Source organism: Brevibacillus sp. 7WMA2 (assembly GCF_010748895.1).
In the GTDB taxonomy this organism is placed as follows: Bacteria; Bacillota; Bacilli; order Brevibacillales; family Brevibacillaceae; genus Brevibacillus_B; species Brevibacillus_B halotolerans.
Window position 1 is genome coordinate 1340665 of the sequence record NZ_CP048799.1, and the last position, 22178, is coordinate 1362842.

At 45.7% G+C, this 22178-nt stretch carries 2 protein-coding genes; both read right to left on the reverse strand.

The genetic code is table 11. From position 1 onward, the window contains the following. Positions 1-67: 67 nt before the first annotated feature. A complete protein-coding gene (locus GOP56_RS05100) occupies positions 68-14368 on the reverse strand; it encodes a non-ribosomal peptide synthetase (protein ID WP_163244748.1) in 14301 nt (4766 codons plus the stop codon). Between the two features lie 137 nt (positions 14369-14505). Next, the gene (locus GOP56_RS05105) at positions 14506-22161 is read right to left on the reverse strand and encodes a non-ribosomal peptide synthetase (RefSeq protein WP_163244749.1); all 7656 of its coding nucleotides are present in this window, start codon (positions 22159-22161) and stop codon (positions 14506-14508) included. Positions 22162-22178: the final 17 nt, after the last annotated feature.

A 22178-nucleotide genomic window follows, 5' to 3' on the forward strand; every position in this document is an offset into this window, starting at 1 on the left:
CTCCTTGTGTTTTCTATTTTTCGATAAAAGAATGAATAGTGACGATAACCAATTTTTCAAGCTTCAATTAATTTCTGGCCCTCATGAATCGACCTGTGATGATCTTTCTGCATTTGCTTGCACCACATCCGCATTCGAATTGGCGGTACAGTTCGTCTTCAGTGGTTTCATAGTCCATGGTTATGTAGTCACCAGGCTTGATTTCTTTGACAGCAGTGAAAACCTGAGTGTCCATGTCAACCACGGTGTTAGGATCGCACGAGTGAAGTACTTTTCCCATGCAGTATGGGTCTTCCACAAAAAGTCCCGAATGTTTTTGTAAGGTGTACAGCGTTTGATACGGAAGCTGTGGGCCATCAAAACGGAAGACGATTTCACCCGGTTGAATGATTGTTTTGGAGATCACTCCGTCGCCAAATTCTGCTCTATTAATTACCTCTACTCTATCCTTCGTTGGTTCAAAGGGATGGTACGGCACTGTCTCAGGATAGATACGATTTGTGGATGGAGGTGAGAGTTCCGGTGCCATCGCTATTGCTACTTCGGAGGTTGCCAGCCTTACTTCATTTTTAACTGCCTGTTTGTCTTTAATGGTAATCCCCACCTCTGCAAGTTTTGCTTGTGCATTGTTCAAGAGCTCATCAAGTAACGACAAGTAATCCTGTGCCATCTCTTCAATAGTCGACTGTTTGAACAGCTCGACGCTGTAGCCAAGGGAGAAATGGATAAAATCGTGCTTTTCAATCGCTTCTAAATAGATGTCGTATTCGCAAATTTTGAACTCAAATGGATGAGGAACGACGTGAAGACTGTCGAATTCGATATCGTTCATCTCATAGTTGAGCATTGAGAATACTGCATCAAAGAGCGGTGTACGGTTTTCAACGGTAGGAATCGCTAGTTTTTCCGTTATCATTTCAAATGGATAGAGCTGGTTCTCATAGCAATGAACGATGTTCTCTTTGACATCGGTGAGGAATTCCTGAAAATTCAAATCCCCTCTTGGATTAGCCCGGAAAGCCAGCGTATTGATGAATAAACCAATTACCCTGTTGAATTCTTCACGTGGTCGTCCTGCTTGCCAGGTCCCAACTATGATATCTTCTTGGTCGGTGTACTTCTGCAAAAGTACGTAGAAAGCGGACAAAAGGGTAATGTAAATTGTGACGCTATGTGCTTCAGAAAATTCATGAAGTAGCTTGGTACGTTTGGCATCGACTTGGAAGAAGATTTTTTCTCCATCGAATTTCTTTTGGTCAGGACGCGGGAAGTCAGTTGGGAGTTCCAACTGTGGGATATCTCCATCAAAATACTTCAGCCAGAACTGCTCTTGTCTTTTCCCCTCTTCGCTAGTTAGCCATTGATCGAGCCAATAGGTGTATTCCTTGTATTGCACGGTCAATTCGGGTAGCTCATGGCCAGCATAAAGCTGCATCAGTTCATCCATAAAAACGCTAAGCGAAGTTCCGTCGGAAATAATGTGGTTCATGTCAACAAACAATGTGTGTTTTTCTTCTTCACTACGAATCAAAACGGCACGGAGCAGTGGGGCTTCATGGAAATCAAACGGCTGAACCTGAGCCTGTACCAATTCTGACACCTGCTCCTCCTCTGCTTCCATTACAGGAAGGTCAAAACAAAGCTCGTCATGAACTACGAGTACTACTTCATCATCGACTACATCAAAGGAGCTGCGCAGCGACTCATGACGGTTGATCATCGTCTGGAATGAATCGCGTAACCGCTCTACATTCAGCTTACCTTCTAACGTTATCGCGAAAGGAATATTGTAGCTGATTTCCCCTGCGGCACGCTCGTAAGTGTAACGCTGATACGGAGAGGCTTTATAGTACGGACGTTTTTCCAGTAGCTCAAGCGCGATGTAGGTTCCTGCATCTTGTTTTTTGATGTACTCCGCTACTTCCCATAGGATTGGAGTCTGGAACAGAACCTTCAGTGGTACCTTCACACCCATTTCTTTGTGCATCAGGGAGATTAGGGATGCCGCTTTGAGAGAATGTCCACCTAGCTCAAAGAAATTTCCTTCCCGTCCAACGCGGCTTCTGCCAAGCACTTCGCTCCAAATCATATCCAGCTTCTCTTCCAATTCACCCTGCGGCTCCACATAACGGTTAAGAGTGAGTGTGGAGGCATCCGGTTTCGGTAGGGCTTTGCGATCTACTTTGCCATTGACAGTCATCGGGAATGTATCGAGTCCGATAAAGTAGGCTGGGATCATGAAGCTCGGCAACGTTTCACCAATGTGTCTTCGCAATTCGCTGATACTAAGCTCGTGGGTTGCACTATAGTAGGCGCAAAGTGCAGTGCTGCCACCATCGTCGATAGCTATCACAAGGGCTTCGTTGATGGCATCATGTTGCAGAAGGCAAGTCTCAATCTCCCCTAGCTCGATGCGGAAGCCACGCACTTTTACCTGGTGGTCGAGTCGACCCAAATACTCCAGTGTACCGTCATCTAGCCAGCGTGCCAGATCACCTGCACGATACATTTTTTGATCAGGTATAAATGGATTAGGTACAAAACGCTCCGCAGTCAAATCAGGTTGATGAAGGTATCCACGTGCCACTCCCTCTCCACCGACGTATATCTCACCTTTTACCCCAATTGGGACAGGTTGCTGGAATTCATCCAAGATGTAAACAGTCAGCGTTGGAATCGGAGTGCCGATGTTTGGCTGATTCTTGTTCATCTCGGCCTGCGCAATTTCTTTAAACGTTACATGTACAGTGGTCTCGGTAATGCCGTACATGTTAATGAGTTGAGTTGCCGGGTAGCTTTCATGGAACTTGTGAAGCTGGATTGGTGCTAGGGCTTCACCGCCGAAAATCACGTAACGGACAGCCAATTCCTTCTCTTTTCCTTTCGCCTCTTCCTGTATCAGCGCGTAGAAGGCAGTAGGGGTCTGATTAAGAACAGTCACCCGCTCCTGCTTAAGAAGTTGGAGGAAATCCTTCGGCACACGAGCAATCTCTTTTGGTACGATCACAACACGGCCACCGTAGAAAAGAGCGCCATACATCTCCCAAACAGAGAAGTCGAAGCAGTAAGAATGGAACATTGTCCAGACATCGTTTTCGGTAAAATCAAACCTCATGCGATCATTCGTCATCAAGCGGATCACATTGCGATGTTCGATCATAACACCCTTAGGCTTACCGGTAGAGCCTGAGGTGAAGATGATGTATGCGAGGTCATCTTGTGTTCCAATTGGCTTTGTTAGCAATTCGGCTGGCTGCTTTGCCCACTCATCTAGCTGATCGATATTGATCGGATGGACTTCGGCAAAAGCCTCATAGATTTCGGCATGTTGTGTCTCTGTGATGAGCATGTTCATGCCTGTATCCTCAACAATTGCTGCTATACGCTCTACCGGGTATTCCGGATCAATTGGCACATAGGCTCCCCCAGCTTTCAAAATAGCCAGAATGGAAATAATCATGCGTTCGGATCGGTCCAAAAGCATTCCGATCAACGGATTACGCTGATGCTGACTCTGCTGTAACAGGCGATTAGCAAGACGATTAGCCTGCTCGTCCAATTCCCGGTAGGTAAGGTGTTTGTCGCCGTATGTGACTGCAACACGGTCTGGTGTTAAACGCACCTGCTTTTCAATCCATGCATGAATGGTAGTTTCACGCGGGTAATTCGCATCAGTTTGGTTGAAGTCATAAATCAACTGTTGCTTCTCAGCTTCGTTTACCATGATGAGTTGTCCCATCGAAAGATCAGGCTGTGTAATTGCACCCATCAGCAATGTGAGAAAATGCTTGGCCATACGTTCCATAGTAGTACGCTTGTATAGGCTGGTCCGGTATTCCCATTCAAAATAAAGCTTACCGTCTCGCTCCAGCACCGATAATGTCAGATCGAACTTAGCTGCGTTGTGCGTATACTCGTACGGTGTCATCTTGAGGCCAGAAATCGTATTATCAGCAAACTCTATGTTCTGCACGGTCAGCATTGTATCAAAGAGCGGATTGCGACTACGGTCACGTTGAATGTCGAGTTTTTCGATCAGCTCTTCTAGTGGATACGTCTGGTATTCATAAGCATGTAGCACATTCGCTTTCACTTCACCTAGAAACTCACGGAACGATTTAGACATCACAGGGGAGTTTCGCATTGCAAGTGTGTTAACAAACATCCCGATCACATGCTCTACATCTGCTTTGAGGCGTCCTGCTGTCGGGGTTCCCACAATGATGTCGTCTTGGCCAGTATAGCGAGCAAGGAACAGATTATAGGCCGCCAGTACGTTCATATAAAGAGTGGTATTCGTCTCATGGACAAACGTGAGTAATTGGGCTGTTTGTTGCTTGTCCAGCTCAAAGCTAATCACGTCACCAGCATAATCAGTAATCGTCGGTCGGCTGTGATCGGTCGGCATTTCAAGAACAGGGAGCTCTCCTGCAAAGGTATCCAGCCAAAAACGTTCCTCCTCGCCGCTAACCTGACATTGCTCACGTTGCCATACAGCATAATCCTTGTACTGGATCGTAAGTGATGACAGTTCGTTCCCCAGATATAATTGATTGAGCTCATGCAAAAACAAAGTAAGCGATGTCCCGTCAGAGATAATGTGATGCATATCAATCAGAAGTACGTGCTGCTTACTAGTCACGCGGAAAATCATAGCGCGGATGAGCGGTGCTTTGCTCAGATCGAATGGTTGAATATAGTCAGACAACGTTCTGCGTAGTGTTTCTTCATCTATTTCGACCAACGTCAGCGGGAGGCTCACCTGATCGTGAATCAGTTGGATCACCTCTTCTCCTCTCATTTCAAAAGAGGTGCGGAATGCCTCATGTCGCTGTATGAGCATATCAAGTGCATTTTGTAGCTTTGATAGATCAAGCTCTCCATCTAAACGCACGAGCAATGGCATATTATAGCTGATGCTTGCTCCCTCAAACTGATTGATGAAATAAAGTCTTCGTTGCGATGGCGATGTCGGATAATACGCTCGCTTCGCTACTGGTTGAATTGCGTGATACGCTTTCCGATCGGATATGCTGATTGCGTTTGCCATCTCTTTGACTGTCTGATGAAGAAAAACCTGCTGAATACTAAACTCTACTTCTAATTGCTTTTCAATGCTTGCCGAAAGCATCGTGGCACGTAAGGAATGACCACCTCGTTCAAAGAAGTTATCATGGACACCGATTTTTTCTACTCCAAGTACCTCGGACCAAATCTGGCAAAGTCGTTCTTCGGTCGGGGTGGTAGGTGGTACGTACTGGCTAGCATACAGCTCCAAACTAGGTTCTGGTAGCGCGCGGCGGTCTAGTTTACCGTTCGGAGTGAAAGGAATCATCTCAAGCTCCATAAAAACGGCTGGAATCATATACTCTGGCATTCGATTAGAAAGGTGATCCCGCAGCTCAGCAATACCAATTTCAGAATGTGCAGAGAAATAGGCACACAAGTAAGCCTGATTGGTTTGATCGTGTTTAACAAGCACAACCGCTTCTTTGACCTGAGGATGCTCCTTCATCTGTACAGCGATCTCGTCTGGCTCAATGCGGAACCCACGGATTTTTACAAGGTTATCAGCACGGTCAAGGTACTCAATATTACCGTCAGGAAGCCATCTCACAAGATCTCCTGTTTTGTACAAGCGTTCCTCTGGGTTAAACGGACTTGGAATAAACTTCTCATCAGTCAGGTCTTGTCGGTTTAGATACCCTCGGATCAGTCCTTCTCCACCAATGTATAGCTCGCCAGGTACACCGATTGGTACAAGATGGAGATGCTTGTTTAACACATATAATTGGGTACGACTGAGTGGTTTCCCGATCGGTATGGAACTCATGTCCTCCTTGATTTCAAAGATGTGATAATAGGTAGCAAATACAGTGCTTTCTGTCGGGCCATATATGTTGTAAAAACAGTCCGGACTAAGATAAGCCAGTGCTTTCCTCGCTTGTTTTGGCGACATCTTTTCACCGCCGACAAACAGCTTACGTACGTTACCTAAGCACTCTAAATTCACGTCTACTAAAGTGTGGAACAGTGCTGTCGTCATAAATATCACACTAATTCGATGAGTCGTGATTAGATCGGAAAGGGCATGAACATCAAGCATTTCATGGCGATTCATCATGACCAGCTTCGCCCCGTTCAAGAGCGCACCATAGATATCGAAGGTAGAACCATCAAATACATAGTTAGAAATTTGCAAAAGCGTATCTGTACGATTCAAGTCGACATAGTTCGTATCCTTAACGACCCGGATAATGTTCGCATGCGTAGTAAGCGTTCCTTTTGGTTGACCAGTAGTTCCCGAGGTAAACATCACGTAGGCGAGATGCTGTGAATGGAGGTCAACTGCTTCGGGATTGCTTACATCACCTTGGTGAAGCAATGTCGGATCATCAAGATTAATCAACTCTTGGTCCAGAGTGTAGTTTTTGATCAAATGGGACTGGGACAATACCAGACGAGTCTTGGTGTCTGCAAGCATAAAGCGAATGCGCTCGATTGGGTATTCTGGGTCAATTGGTACATAGGCCCCCCCAGCTTTTAGTACCGCTAGCATAGCAACGATCATCATCGGCGATCTGTCGATAATCAAACCAATTTTTTCTTCTCTTCCTACTCCTCTTGCCTGAAGTGCATGCGCAAGGAGGTTTGCTTGTTCGTTAAGCTGTCGATAGCTCCACTCCTGTTTCTCAAATACCAGCGCAATCTTATCTGGATACAGCGAGGCCTGCTGTTCAAACAATTGCGGAATGGTAGCTGTGATCGGTGCTTGCCCTTGCTCTGAATTAAACCCTTTTAAAAGCTGATTCTCCTCCTCTGCCGTCATCATCTGGATGTCTGAGATTGGACTATTCGGATGTTTTAAGGCATGGATGATCAGTTGGTTAAGGTGGTTAGCCATTCGTTCAATTGTTTCGCGTTTAAATAAGTGACTGCTGTATTCCCAGTTGAAGTATATCTTGCCATCCGTTTCGATGGCGAGTAACGTCAGATCGAACTTGGCCTTCTTCATCTCATAAGGAAGGGCAGTAATAGCCACGTCCGTAAGCTGAACAGATGCTAGTTCGAGGTTTTGCAGGGTAAACATTGTATCAAATAGAGGATTACGACTCGTGTCACGGGCAAGTCCGAGCTTTTCAATTAGTTCTTCGAGCGGATAATCCTGATGCTCATAGGCTAATAGGACGCTTTCACGTACTTCGGCAATAAACTGGCGGAAGCTCTTCGCAGCTTCTGGCTGATTACGCAATGCCAACGTGTTAACGAACATTCCCATCACCCGATCTACGTCGGCAGTTGGACGTCCCGCAATCGGTGTTCCGACACAAATATCTTCTTGATCAGTATATTTAGCCAGCAACATTTGATATAGCGCAAGTAAGGTCATAAAAAGAGTGACCTGTTCATTTTGGTTGAACGAGTGTAGTTTGGCTGTCCACTCGGCAGGCAGCTCAGTCTGAAGTATCTCTCCAGCAAACTGTTTAACCACAGAACGTGGATAGTCGGTTTGAAGCTCCAACACCGGAATTTCATCAGCGAACTGATTTAGCCAGTAAGATTCCTTGGTAGCAAATGATTGTAACTGGTTACGTTGCTGCTGCCAGACGGCATAATCCTTGTACTGAATCTGATGCTCTGGCAATGTTTCACCAGCATAAAGTTTGCTGAATTCGTCCATAAACAGGCTCATCGAGACACCGTCGGAAATGATATGGTGCATGTCAATTACAGCCACATAGGACTGTTCATCCAGTTGAATCAGACGAGAACGCATCAGAGGCGCCTGCCCTAGATCAAATGGCTGAATCGCCTGCTTAATCATCTCATCTCGCTTTGCCTTGCTGGTCTGAATAAGTTCAAAGGGTAGCTTTACTCTTGGATGAATTCGTTGCACCACTTCTCCATCCACGACAGCAAAAGAGGTGCGTAGCGCTTCGTGTCGTTCGATCAGTTTTTCAATCACACCTGTAAAGCGCGGGATGTTAAGCGGACCGTTAATTTCCAGCACAAGTGGCATGTTATAGGCCGTTTCTACACCAGCGAACTGGTTGACGACATACATACGTTTTTGTGCAGAAGAAGCAGGGTAATAATCGCTTGTCCCGACAGGTAGGATCGTTAACTCGTCTGAGCTGTTCTCTTCCTTCTGCTGTTGCAGGATTTGCTCTAGGCAGTCCGCCAGCTCTTGAAGTGTTGGTTTTTGAAAGAATGCGGAGAGCGGAACCTTCACCCCGAATTCCTTTTGAATGCGAGAGATTACGGTAGTCGCTCTAATCGAGTGTCCCCCACGCTCGAAGAAATGGTCGTTTCGGCCGATACGCTCAACTTGTAAGACGCTACCCCAAATATCCGCCAGCCTCTGCTCCAATTCGCTAATCGGCGGTTCGAAAGGACGATCTGGTACGTGTACACTGTCTGGTTCCGGTAAGGCACGGCGGTCTACTTTTCCATTTGCGGTAAGCGGCAGACTGTCGAGTTGGATGAAGAACGTTGGAACCATGAACGGTGGCAACTGGTTATTCAGGTATTGACGAAGACCTACATCACTCAGCTCCTCTGTAGCCACGTAATAGGCACAAAGGTTGGTGTTAAAGGCTGTCACAACAGCTCCTTTCAACCCGGGATACTGGAGCATTCTGGTCTCAATTTCTCCAAGTTCGATGCGATAGCCTCGTATTTTTACCTGTTGATCAATTCGTCCAAGGTATTCAAGCTGTCCATCTTGGCTTATCCTTACAAAGTCTCCGGTACGATAAATGGTCTGCTCTGGGAGAAGCGGATGTGAGACGAATTTTTCCGCAGTCAAGTCCGGTCGATTGAGATAGCCACGCGCAAGTCCTGCTCCGGCAATGCAGAGTTCGCCTGGTACCCCGATTGGTTGTAGCTGTCCGTTTGAGCTGAGCACGAGCGCTTGTACATTCTGAATAGGACGTCCTATCGGCAGGTTATTGGATGCCTGAGTCAGCAAAGTAGATGTAGCGACGACGGTGTTTTCAGTTGGTCCATAGTTGTTGATAAGCTGATATGACCTTGGAATAAAGGTCTTTAGCTTGTCGCCACCAGTCAACAGTACACGCAATGAGCGGTTATCCAGCTCTTGGAATAATTCACACATTTGAGTTGGTAAGAAACTTACGGTAATTCCGTGTACTTCAAAATAGTGATTAAGCAACTCTGCATCGAGACGGATATCATCAGGAATGATGTGCAGAGTGGCACCTGTGATCAGCGTAGGGAAAATTTCCCAAACCGAAGCATCAAAGCCGAAACCTGCATATTTGGTTGTATGATCGGCTGCTGTGAGATCGAAGGACGTTTGATGCCACAAGCACAGATTAACAAGTGAATGGTGCTCGATCATCACCCCTTTTGGTTGTCCTGTAGAGCCTGAAGTATAGATGACGTAGGCAAGACTATCTGGCTGAACAATCGCATCAAGCGGTTCGTCGGTCACTACTTGATACAGTCTGTCATCTGTAAGCAACAGAGTCTCGCAGATGTCAGTCCACCCCTCTGATGCAACAGCAATGTCCCTATTACGGTGAACAAGCAAGATTTTGGCTTTACTATCGGATAGCATGTACTCAATACGTTCTGTTGGATACTCAGGGTCAATTGGCAAAAAGGCTGCTCCCGCCTTAACGATCGCAATCAATCCGATGATCATTTCCAAGGAACGGTCACTGAGAATGGCAACAATATCTTCCTGTCCCACTCCTTTTGTTCGCAAGGTCTGTGCTAAAAGGCTAGCTTTTTCATCTAATTCACGATAGGTCAGCTGTTGCGCACCAAATACCACGGCAATCTGCTCTGGCATCGCAACCGCTACTTGTTCGAATAAGGTCAGTGCAGTGACGTCCTGCGGGATGCTCTTGAATGTGTTGTTTATCTCTGTGAGCAAATGTTCTTTTTCAGCATCTGTCATCATGTCAATGTCTCTTAGTTTGATGTTTGGGTCAGCAATCACTTGATTGAGGATACTCAGATAATGCTGAATCATCCGCTCTATTGTTTCCTGACAAAACAGTTGGGTCCGATATTCCCAGTCAAACACAATTTTGCCTTCACGTTCCGCCGCTACCACTGTCATGTCGAATTTGGCTATTTCGTGCGTGAATTCATAGGAACTCATTTCGAGGTTAGCCATCGCAAACGTGGAAACCTCAATGTTCTGTAAGGAGAACATAATGTCAAACAATGGATTGCGGCTCATATCACGCTGTACATCCAGCTTTTCAATCAAAGTTTCAAGCGGGTAGTCCTGATTTTCAAACGCTTTGAGGCTATTAGCTTGGACTACACCTAGGAATTGGTTGAACGTCTCATCAGACTCAAGCTGGTTGCGCATTGCAAGCGTATTAACAAACATTCCCATCACATGTTCAAGTTCAGCTAGCTGACGTCCGGCAATCGGTGTTCCGATGACAATATCATTTTGACCCGTGTACTTATGAAGCAGGACATTTAGTGCGGCTAGCAGGGTCATATACAAGGTACTGCCCTGTTCGTTGCAATAGGTCAGCAAACGTTCACTTTGGCTTTCGGTTAGCTCGAACTGAATGCGCGATCCAGCGAAGTCCTGTACAGTCGGACGCGGGAAGTCAGTCGCAATCTCAAGGACAGGAATGTCACCGCTAAAGGTGTCGAGCCAATATTTCTCTTGTACCTTTGCCGCACCACTTTCCATGATTGCTTGCTGCCACACGGCATAGTCCTTATATTGAATCGAAAGAGGCGACAACTCTTTACGGGCGTAGAGTTGCGTCAGCTCATGTAAGAAAATGTTCATGGAAACACCGTCAGAAATGATGTGATGCATATCGAGTACGAGTAAATGCTCTTGCTTGCCAATTTGGAAAAGTCCAACTCGTGACAGTGGAGCCTGACTTAGGTCAAAAGGCTGAATAAATGTCTGGACCTCTTCTTGCAATAAATCCTCAGTGGTTTCGATATAAGAAAACGGCATTTCTACATCTTTATGAATCTGTTGCATCAGCTTATCTTCCACGGTGACGAAAGAAGTACGAAGCGATTCATGGCGCCGGGTCAATGCACGAACAGCATCTTGTAGAGATTCGACATCAAGCAATCCATTAAGACGTACCATCAACGGCATATTATAAGTTAATTCCGCGCCATCGAATTGGATACTCACATACAGACGTTTCTGTGCAGAGGTCGCCGGATAAAAATCACGGGCTTCTGCTGGAATAAGCGGCGGTAAGGTATCCTTATCGGCCTGTGTGATGTAAGCCGCCATCTTCTCGATGGTTGGACGGTTAAACACTTCTTTGAGCGGATACACGATACCGAATTGTTTGTGGATTCGAGCAACCAGTAACGTTGCTTTGATTGAATGGCCACCCCGTTCGAAAAAGTTATCAGTAATCCCCACTTGTGTCAGTCCGAGCACATCGGCCCATATTTTTGCTAGTTGGTCCTGCGTTTGATTCTTCGGTGCAACATATTCACTTTCACTAAAAATGTTCTCCGGCATCGGGAGTGATTTATGATCAACTTTGCCGTTAACAGTAAGTGGTAGAGATTGGAGTTCTATAAAATAAGCTGGCATCATGTAATCTGGCAACTCTGTTGACATATAATCACGCAGTAAGTTGATACTTACTTCATCAGCCGGCACGTAGTACGCACAAAGAACTGCATCGTCAACGATCTCCTGCACAGTTATGACCGCTTCATTTATCGCAGGGTGCTTCCGTAGCAAGGTCTCGATTTCCCCAGTCTCGATACGGTGACCGCGTATTTTGACCTGATTGTCGATGCGACCGTGAAAAATTAAATTCCCATCTTCCGTCCAACTCACAATGTCTCCTGTACGGTACATACGCTCATCTGGTTCAAATGGACTTGCTACAAACTTTTTGGCTGTAAGTTCAGGAAGATTGTGGTAGCCACGAGCAAGACCTACACCACTAACACACAGTTCACCAGGTATTCCAATAGGCTGAAGCTGATCATGAGCAGTTAACACGTAAGCACGGGTATTCGCAATCGGACCGCCAATCGTAATCGGCTTATCTACTCGCATGTTGCGAGAAAAGGTAGAAACGATCGCGTTCTCTGTTGGACCGTATTCATTAATTAGCTCGATACGAGCGTTAAGGTTTTTACTCTGACGGATGACGTTCTCTGTCAGTTTATCTGCCCCCAAGCAGATCAAGCGTAACGACTGAGTCTCTTCAGCAGTCATGGTATCGATGATTGCACTGTACATGACAGGTACGGTAATAAAACTTGTTACGTTCCAGCGCAGGATATGACGTTTAATCGCCACTGGATCTTTAGCATCCTCAGTCGGTAGAATGACCGCTTTCGCACCGGCGATCAGTGGTGAGAACAAGCTAATGACGAAACCGTCAAATGCGAAGGAAAAGAGCTGCAACACACTGTCTGTCTCACAAAATTGATACTCACGGCTACGCCAATAGATTGTATTAACCACATTTCGGTGTTCAATCATGACCCCTTTTGGTTTACCGGTGGTGCCAGACGTGTAGATCATATAAGCCAGATCAGAAGGTCTATTTACCGACTCAAGCGGGCTATTGTCAGTGTCGTCGTTTCCAGTAGTTATCGGAATCAGTCTATAGGATGAAACATTCTCCCCAAGAGTAGAAGTAATGGTTTTATTCAGATGCTCTTGGATCAAAACCAATTCAATATGGCTATCCGTTAAGATGTACTCGATACGCTCTTTGGGATATTCTGGATCGATCGGTACATACGCGCCCCCTGCTTTGAGGATCGCAAAAAGTCCTACAACCATCTCAATAGAGCGTTCAGCTACAATACCGACTAATTGATTGGGTCCAACACCCTGTCTTCGCAATACACGAGCTAGCTGGTTGGCTTTCTCGTCTAGTTGTTGATAGGTCAGACTATGTTCATTGTATGCGATCGCGATGGCATTCGGCGTGCGAGCAACCTGTTCCTCAAACAATTGATGCAACGTTTTCTCGTTCGGAAAGTCTACTGCCGTGCTGTTAAATGTAGCAAGAAGCTGTTGTTTTTCCTCATCTGTGACTAACTCATAGCCATGGACAGCTTGATGAGGTTCTGCAATGACTTGCTTCATCAGCTTTATTAGATGTGCACCTATACGCTCGATAAATGCTTGGTCATACTTGTTTGCATTGTAGCTTAAGCGAATCGTGAAAAAATCTCCAGGAATGACAACGAGATGAAAGTCATAGTTCGTCATCTCATGGGCATCCACGCTGACTACAGTAAAATTCAGTTCTTTGTCCCATTCAGTCTGATATAGTCCCTGATTATCTACATGATTTTGAAAACCTATAATATGATTAAACAGATCGCTTCCAAGTCCAGACCGGGACTGAATATCGGCAAGCGAGACATATTCATAGGACTTAGCTTCCAAAGAGTTCTGCTTCATCGCATTTAGCAGCTGGCTAAATGTCTGCTCATTTCCACTTTTAATTCGTACAGGTACGGTATTGATAAATAGGCCGACAATTTGCTCCACATCCTCAATTTCTGAGGGACGGCCTGAGACAACCGAACCAAATACGACATCTGAGGTGTTATTGTAACGCTGGAGCAAAAGACCCCAGATCGCTTGAAATACATTGTTTGACGTGGTCTGATGCTCGCGGGCGATGCGGTGAATTCCCTCGCTTCGTTCTTTATCTACAGGAACAGTTACTTCCCCATAGGCAAAACCATCAGAATGTGTAAACTGATGTGCCATAACCGCAGGCTTTTCATAAGCAGAGAGGTAGTTTTCCCAGTAGGTAATGGCCTCAGTCTGATCTTGCTTTTGCAACCAATGAATATAGCTGCTATAGGGTGTTGGCTTTTCCTTGACTAGGGTCTGATTCATGACTAGCATTTTGTAGTAACGGAAAAAATCCTGCATGACAATGCCAAAGCACCAACCATCCATCAAGATATGATGATGACTCCAAACCAATTGATACTCCTTTTCTTTGGTCAAAATAATGCTTATACGCATTAGGAGATCTTTGGAGAGATCAAAGCCTCTTTCTCGATCAGCTTGGAGTAAAGCCTCGATATGTGCCGTTTGTTCGTCGCAAGAAAGGTTTGCAATATTATGAAAGGCAACAGTGGTCTTGCGTTCTTTTAACACAACTTGGCGTGGTCGCTGTAGCTTTTCGTGAAGAAACAGCGTACGGAAAATATCATATTTGCTGATTAAATGGTTTAGGCTTTGTTCCACATAACTAACGTTGAGGTCACCTTGAATGGTCAGCCTCATCTGTTCAAAGTAAGCATGCTGGGTGTCACCAAGTAAGGAGTGGAAAAGCATTCCCTCCTGCATGGGTGATAAAGGATACACCTTTTCGATTTGATTATTTTTCATGTCGGTTACTCCCTATTTTTTTCTCCCTAGGTATGTATGAGTGAACATAACAAGGAAGAGATATGTGAGCCGTAAGTCGTTTTTGAGCATAACAGCTCACATTCCCTTTTAACCCTTGTTAACAGGACGGCAGTAGACTAGAGATTATTGATAAAGTCAGCAATGTCGTCCAGTTCTTCGAAGGTTAGCTCCTCGTCACCTACGTCACTTGGGGTGATATCAGGGCCTTCTTTTTGCAAGCAGTGATTGATAATCAAGCGTAAATGGTGCATGTAACGATCTACTAATTTGGCGATTGTGCTGTCTTGATAATGCTTTTGACTATACAAGATTTGAATGTGCAGCTGTTTCTCACTTACACTCCCGATCACATCCAACTGATAACTGCGATTGCTATTGGGACTAAACAGTGGACCTTTAGGCATGTCAGAGGGTTGCAACAGTCCCTCTCCTTTCGCCTGCTCGAATTGCCCCAGATAATTGAAACTAATTTCAGACTTTCTAGTGAGTTGGCAGCCTTCACGCTGGTCTGAGCCGGCGAGATAGGTAAGGATTCCGTACCCAATCCCCTTTTGTGGAACTGATCGTAGGGATTCCTTAGTCGCCTTAATTTGATAAGAGAGATCATGCTCAGAGCTGATAGTCAGATTGACAGGATACAGGGAAGTAAACCAACCGATCGTTCGACTGATGTTGATTTCTTTGATGATATTTTCACGTCCGTGCCCTTCTAAATCGACAAGTATGTTGCTCTCCCCTGTCCACTCGTGAATCGTCCGGGCAAGCGCTGTGAGCAACAAGTCGTTAATCTCTGTATGATAGGCTTGAGTAGCATGCTTGAGTAGGTTATCTGTCTCTTCACTTGTCAAATGAGCCACTTCGCTTTGAAGGTCCTGCCATGTATTCGTTCCATCCATATGATCTTGTGGCAACGGTTGTATCTGGATTGTTTCGAGCTTTTTCCAATAGTCCCATTCTTTAGCGATCGTTTTACTGTCAGCATACTCCTTCAGAGCCCGTGCCCAATCCTGATACGAATGCGTTTTGTCAGGTAGCTGAATCACTTCTCCTCTTTGTGCTTGGTCGTAGGCAGTCTGTAAATCTTCTAATAAGATTCGCCAGGATACACCGTCTACGACCAAATGGTGGATGGTAAGCAACAGATGATCGCCCCAAGCTGTTTGAAATACGGTTGCTTTGAACAGCGGGCCTTGAGTCAAGTCTAGACTTTCTTGGATGCGAGTGGCCTCCGCCTCGATTCGTGAGGTCAAAACGGCTGAGTCGTACTCGTTACGTAAGTCGATGATCGCAAGGCTGAATGCTTTCTCGCCTGCCTCTTTGACCCCTCGATTGATCTGTATGACATGACCGTCCGATTCCATGGAATAGATCATTCTCAATGCGTCATGATGTCTGATTAATTCTGTCAGGACAGCCCGAAGAATCTCCACTTCTAAACCAGTTGGAGCATGCAACATCACCGATTGATTCCAGTGATGCTGGTCAGTCATTTGTTGAGCAAAAAACCAGTGTTGGATGGGTGTCAGCGGAACCTCTCCCACGATTTCCTCTTGAGTCGCTACACTTTTCATCTGTTTGACATAGAGACTGAGCTCTTCGATGGTCGGATACAGGAAAATCTGATTAATGTCTGCCTTCAATTGATATTTGCCCAAACGAGCCACGATCTGGATTGCGTTAATCGAATCACCACCGAGTTCAAAGAAGTTATCCTGAATCCCAATACGATCAATCCCTAGTACCTCAGCAAATATCTTTGCTAGCAGCTCTTGCGTTTCGTTGGTTGGAGCGACATATTGTTTCCCGTATTGCTCATCGGTGCTGGGCAATGGTAAGGCTTTTCGGTCGACTTTACCATTAGTTGTCAACGGTAGCTTCGGCAAGGTCATGTAGAACGTCGGAATCATATAGTCCGGTAGGTGTACGGCAAGGTATTTGCGTAGTTCACCATAATCAGGAGCTTCATCTGCGACGATATAAGCGCATAGGACTTTTTTGGATTCTAATTCCTTAGGCTCCACAACAGCCCTCTGAATTGTCTCGAAAGCATTCAAACGACTTTCTATCTCCCCAAGCTCGATGCGATAGCCACGAATTTTGACTTGTTGATCTTTACGGCCGAGAAATTCAAGATTACCGTCTGGGAGCCAGCGGGCGATGTCACCCGTGCGGTACATCCTTTCTCCCTCAACAAATGGATTAGGGGTAAATGCCGTATTAGTAAGATCGTCCCGATTGAGATAACCACGTGCCAAACCAGCCCCGGAAATGCATAGCTCACCTGGTACCCCGATTGGTTGAAGCTGTCCATGATGGTTTATCACATGTATGAATACATTATTAGCGGGTTTGCCAATCGGGATATTTGGCAGAGCCTTGGTCACTTCATAGGACGTTGCTAATACCGTGTTTTCTGACGGACCATAGTTGTTAATAAATCGGCATAGCTGTGGAATAAAGCGATTCAGCTTGTCACCGCCTGTGTTCAAGATGCGCAGGCTCTGTGTCGGCCATTCCATGAATAATTCAAACATTTGGGTCGGTAGATAACTCACCGTAATCTGATGTTGTTGATAGTAGCGGTGCAAACGCTCGATATCATAGCGCACCTCGTCACTAAGTAGATGAAGAGTGGCCCCTGAAGTCAAGCAAGGGAAAATCTCCCAAATGGTTGCATCGAAACTGAATCCAGCGTATTTGGTCATTCGATCTTGCGAGGTCAGCTCATATTTCTCCTTAACTTCACAGCAGAGATTAATGAGTGAACGGTGTTCAATCATCACACCTTTTGGCTGCCCCGTAGAGCCGGAAGTAAAGATGACATATGCCAAATTACTGGAGGTATTGACCGGCTCTACATTATCGGTCTCACCCTGATACAGGGAAGCATCGGAGAGAGCCAAAATTTCTCCGTCAAAAGCCAATGTGATTGGTAATTTGGTATGGATTAACAGCCACTTACTACCTGCCTCTTTAAGCATATAGTCCATCCGCTCAACAGGATAATCTGGAGCAATCGGCAGGAATGCACCACCGGCTTTGAGCACTGCGAGTACAGCAATCGCCATTTCCACTGAATGGTCTGCGATGATGGCTACGATGCTTTCCGAACCAACGCCTTTGGATCGCAGCTTGCGGGCTAATTGATTCGCTTTTTCGTTGAACTGCTGGTAAGTCAATTGTTGCCAATCATCTATGAGTGCAATGTGATTTGGACGTTTTTTAGCATGGTGTTCGATTAGCTCATGCACCAGTTGATGAACAGGGTAATCCACTTGCGTATCGTTAAAAGTAGTGAGTAATTGTTTTTTCTCCCCTGGCGTTACCATGTCAATTTGAGCAAGCAATTGATCCGAGTCTAATATCACTGCGCTAATGATTTGAATCAAATGCCTCGCCATACGCTCGATGGTTTCTCGTTTATACAGAGAGGTACTGTACTCCCAATCAAACATCAGTTTGCCATCCATTTCTGCGACCTGAACTGTCATATCAAACTTCGCTACCTTGTATGGATAGGCGTAGTTGTCAATTGTTAAAGCCGGCAGATTTTGATCGGTAAACGTTATATTTTGTACGGCAAATGTCATGTCAAACAATGGATTACGACTAAGGTCCCGACGCAGGCTAAGCTTGTCTATCAGTTCCTCAAGTGGGTAATCCTGATGCTCATAGGCATTTAGCAGGTTCTCTTTTACTTCACTTAGAAACTCTCGGAAGCTCTTGTTAGCAGTCGGTTTGTTACGCAGTGCCAAGGTGTTGACGAACATCCCAACCAACGGCTCCAACTCAGCATGTTGACGCCCAGCGATAGGTGAGCCGACTATAATATCCTCCTGACCGGTATATTTAGAAAGCAACACATTATACGCCGCGATCAGAGTCATAAATAATGTCACCTGATTGTGCTCGCAGAAACGGTTAATCATCGCTGTCTGCTTCTCATCCAAGGTAAAGGTGTATCGATCCCCCTTAAACTGTTGAACAGAACCACGCGCATAGTCTGTAGGCATATCAAGCACTGGTAACTCACCTGAAAAGGTATGAAGCCAAAACTCTTCCTGTCGCGCAGCCTCTCCGCCTTGCATCCGAGTTTGCAGCCAGGCAGCATAATCCTTGTATTGAATACGCAGCTCTGGTAATTCTTTTCCAAGGTAGAGTTGGTTAAACTCTTCGACCAAAAGCTTCATGGATACACCGTCAGAGATGATGTGATGCATATCCACAACAAGAACAAAGCGTGTGTCGCTAACACGGATGATTAGGCCGCGTACAAGTGGCGCTTGGCTCAAATCAAATGGTTGAATGAATTGTTCGATCATCTTATTCAATTCTGCTTCGCTCGCCTCTGCTGCTTCCCTCACCTCGAAGGGCACTTCCAAATTTTCATGTACCTGTTGCATGAGAACACCATCTACCAATGCAAAAGAGGTTCGTAGCGATTCATGACGATCCATCAAGCTTCTCCATACAGAGCATGTACGCTGTATATCGAGAGATCCCTGAATAGAGAGCATCAAAGGCATGTTGTAGCTGGTTTCTGCTCCTTCGAACTGTTGGATAACATAGAGACGTTTCTGCGCAGAAGTGGTAACATAATATTTTTTATGGTCAATTTTTTCGATTGTTTCATATTCGCACGTGGTAGCATTGCGGATAAAATCAGCCATTCCGCGAATCGTCGGACATTGAAACACTGCCTTGAGCGGAAAAGTAATTTCTAGCTGCATACTGATGCGTGATGCAAGCATGGTCGCTTTGATTGAATGACCGCCGATACTGAAAAAATTGTCCTTCACTCCAACCCTCGACTGGCCCAGCACTTCTTCCCAGATCTGGGCAAGTGCAGTCTCCAACTCATCTGACGGTGCGATATATTCGAAGCCCTGTTGGAGTTGTTCGCTAACCTCAGGAAGCTGGTTGCGATCAACCTTACCGTTTGGTGTAAGTGGGAGTTTTTCCATTCCAACAAAGTAGCCTGGAATCATATAGTCTGGTAAGCTTTGGCCAAGTGCCTGTCGGAGTTCATCTGGCTCAACCCCGTTGCCTACGTAATAGGCGACGAGGTAGACAAGTCCGCTAGAGTCTTTGCGATCAACCACAATAGCGTCCTGCACCTTTGGATGTTGCAGCAAAACATGTGTAACCTCGCCGGGCTCAATACGATAACCGCGGATTTTCACCAAATGATCGAGACGTGAAACGTATTCTAGGTTTCCATCCGAAAGCCACTTAACCACGTCACCAGTACGGTAGATACGCTCACCGGGTAGGAAGGGATGTGGAATGAATTTTTCTTCGGTCAGCTCATCGCGATCCAAATAACCTCGTACTAAGCCTCCCCCTCCGATGCACAGCTCTCCTGGAACGCCGATTGGCTGGAGATTTTGCTTTTGATCAAGGACAAAAAGTTGAGTTTGGTTTACTGGTTTGCCGATAGGAATTGTGTATGCATCTGCTGAAACCTGTTCAACCGAATAATATGTCGAATAGACCGTATTTTCCGACGGACCGTATAGATGAATAAGTCGGTTCGGACCAAGATATCGCATCGCTTTACGGACGTGGTGAACCGAGACCTTTTCCCCACCAAATAAAATCTTGTGCAACGGAGCTAAACAGCGTAAGTCTGCGTCCACCACCGCGTTGAATAAAGCCGTTGTCATCAGTGTCATGGTGACGCCATTCTTCGTGATTACCCGGGCCAGTTGAGTCATGTCGAGCATCTCTTCACGTTTGATCAGCACCAATCTAGCGCCATTGAGCAATGCTCCATAAATATCAAAGATAGAGCCGTCAAAAATATAGTTCGACAACTGCAAAATCCGGTCTTGTTCACGGATATTGACATAATTAGGCTTAACCACAGTCCTTAACACGTTGGCATGAGTAGTCAGATTCCCTTTTGGATTGCCTGTTGAGCCGGAAGTATATTGAATGAGCGCAAGTGTTTGTCCGTCGCTCTGAGGCGGCAGGTTGCTCGCATCACCTTGGTAGAGAGAGCTGTCATCAACAGGAATGGCTTCGACCCGCCATGGATACACATTCATTAACTGTGCTTGGGTCAATACAAGTTGAACACCAGCATCCTTTAGCAGGAACCCTATGCGCTCAGCCGGAAACTGAGGGTCAATGGGTAGATAGGCTCCTCCTGCTTTGAGTACGGCCAGCATGGCCACAATCATCTCAATGGACCGGTCTAATACCAACGCAACCGTACGCTCTTCCCGAATTCCCTTCGCTTGCAGATGGCGGGCCAACTGATTGGCTTTCTCATTTAATTGCTTATAAGTTAACTGATCGTCTCCGAACACGATGGCGATGCTATCTTTTTGACATTCGGCCCAGGATTCGAATACCTCGGCAATGCTTTGAGTGTATGGTTTATGACATTGCTCTGGGTTAAATTGGTTGAGTAGCCGCTGTTTTTCCTCATCGGTGACGATTTCGAGCTGATTGACTACAATTCCAGGGTCAGCTGATATCTGCTCCATCACCTTAATCAGATGTCCGCTTATCCCTTGAATAAAATCTGACGTAAATCTTTGCCCGTTATAAATAAACTTAATTAGCATTTGGTCGTCAGATTGGGCGGCTAGGATATTAAAATCATAGTTGGTTTGCTCAAATACCTCGATATTCGATATGTGAAGACCAATTCGCTGCTCCAATTCGTCCGCACTGATTCGTGATGGATAATTTTGGTACGCCAGCAGATGGTCAAACAGATTTTGCTGAAGGCTAGACTGCTGTTGAATATCGGCAAGCGACACATAGTCATATGCTTCACAATGAAGTGCTGCACTTTTTACCTGTTGAAGCAGGTTCTCAAAGGTCAATCCGTCTTGTATCTGAACACGAACTGGGATCGAGTTGATAAACAGCCCGACAATTCTCTCCACATCCGGGATATCAGATGGACGGCCGGAAACAACTGCGCCGAACACAACATCATCAGTGTTGTTATAGCGTTGAAGCAGGATACTCCACACTGCCTGAAATACATGGTTCATCGTAACCTGATACTGGCGTGCAAGTCTGCTTAGCTTAGCAGTGAGCTCTGTCGATAAGGTCACGAGATATTCCTGCGGTTGATAGCCATTCTCTGACGGAGATGGTGATAGCTGAGCCGGTACGCTTACCCGTTCCTCGTAGCCTAAGAGATACTGTTTCCAGTAGGCCAATGCCTCTTCTCGATCCTGTTTTTCCAGCCATTGAATATAGTGACTGTACGGCACCACAGCATCTAATGTAAGAGGAAGATTGTTACTCACCTGCTTATAAAACTCGAAAAACTCTCCAAGAATGATTCCAAAGCACCAACCATCCATTAAGATATGATGATAGCTCCAGATGACTTGATAGGTAGCCTCCCCTGTCTTGAGTACAGCCATACGAGTGAGCAAGTCACTGGTCAAATCGAATCCTTTTGCTTTATCCTGCTGGCAGAAAGCTTCCACTTGGTTCCTTTTTTCTGCATCGGGAAGAGACGAGATGTCCTCATAATGTATGGTCGTACTACGCTGCTTCAAAACAATCTGAATCGGTTCATCTAAATCCTCGTACATGAAAACCGTACGCAGAATATCGTAACGATCAATAAGCAGGTTAAGACTTTTTTGGAGGGCCTCAAGATTTAGCGGCCCTTCCAGCTTGAAACGCATCTGCTCAAAGTAAGCGTTATGCTTACGATCCAGTATGTGATGAAATAGCATCCCTTCCTGGAGAGGGGACAGCCGTTGGATTAGCTTAATCTCTGCATGTTCTCCCATTTGGTTTACTACCTCTC

What these genes read in the sequence shown, in the direction of transcription:
- GOP56_RS05100 (WP_163244748.1), bottom strand. Translation starts at nt 14,368, where the DNA reads ATGAAAAATAATCAAATCGAAAAGGTGTATCCTTTATCACCCATGCAG.
- GOP56_RS05105 (WP_163244749.1), bottom strand. Translation starts at nt 22,161, where the DNA reads ATGGGAGAACATGCAGAGATTAAGCTAATCCAACGGCTGTCCCCTCTC.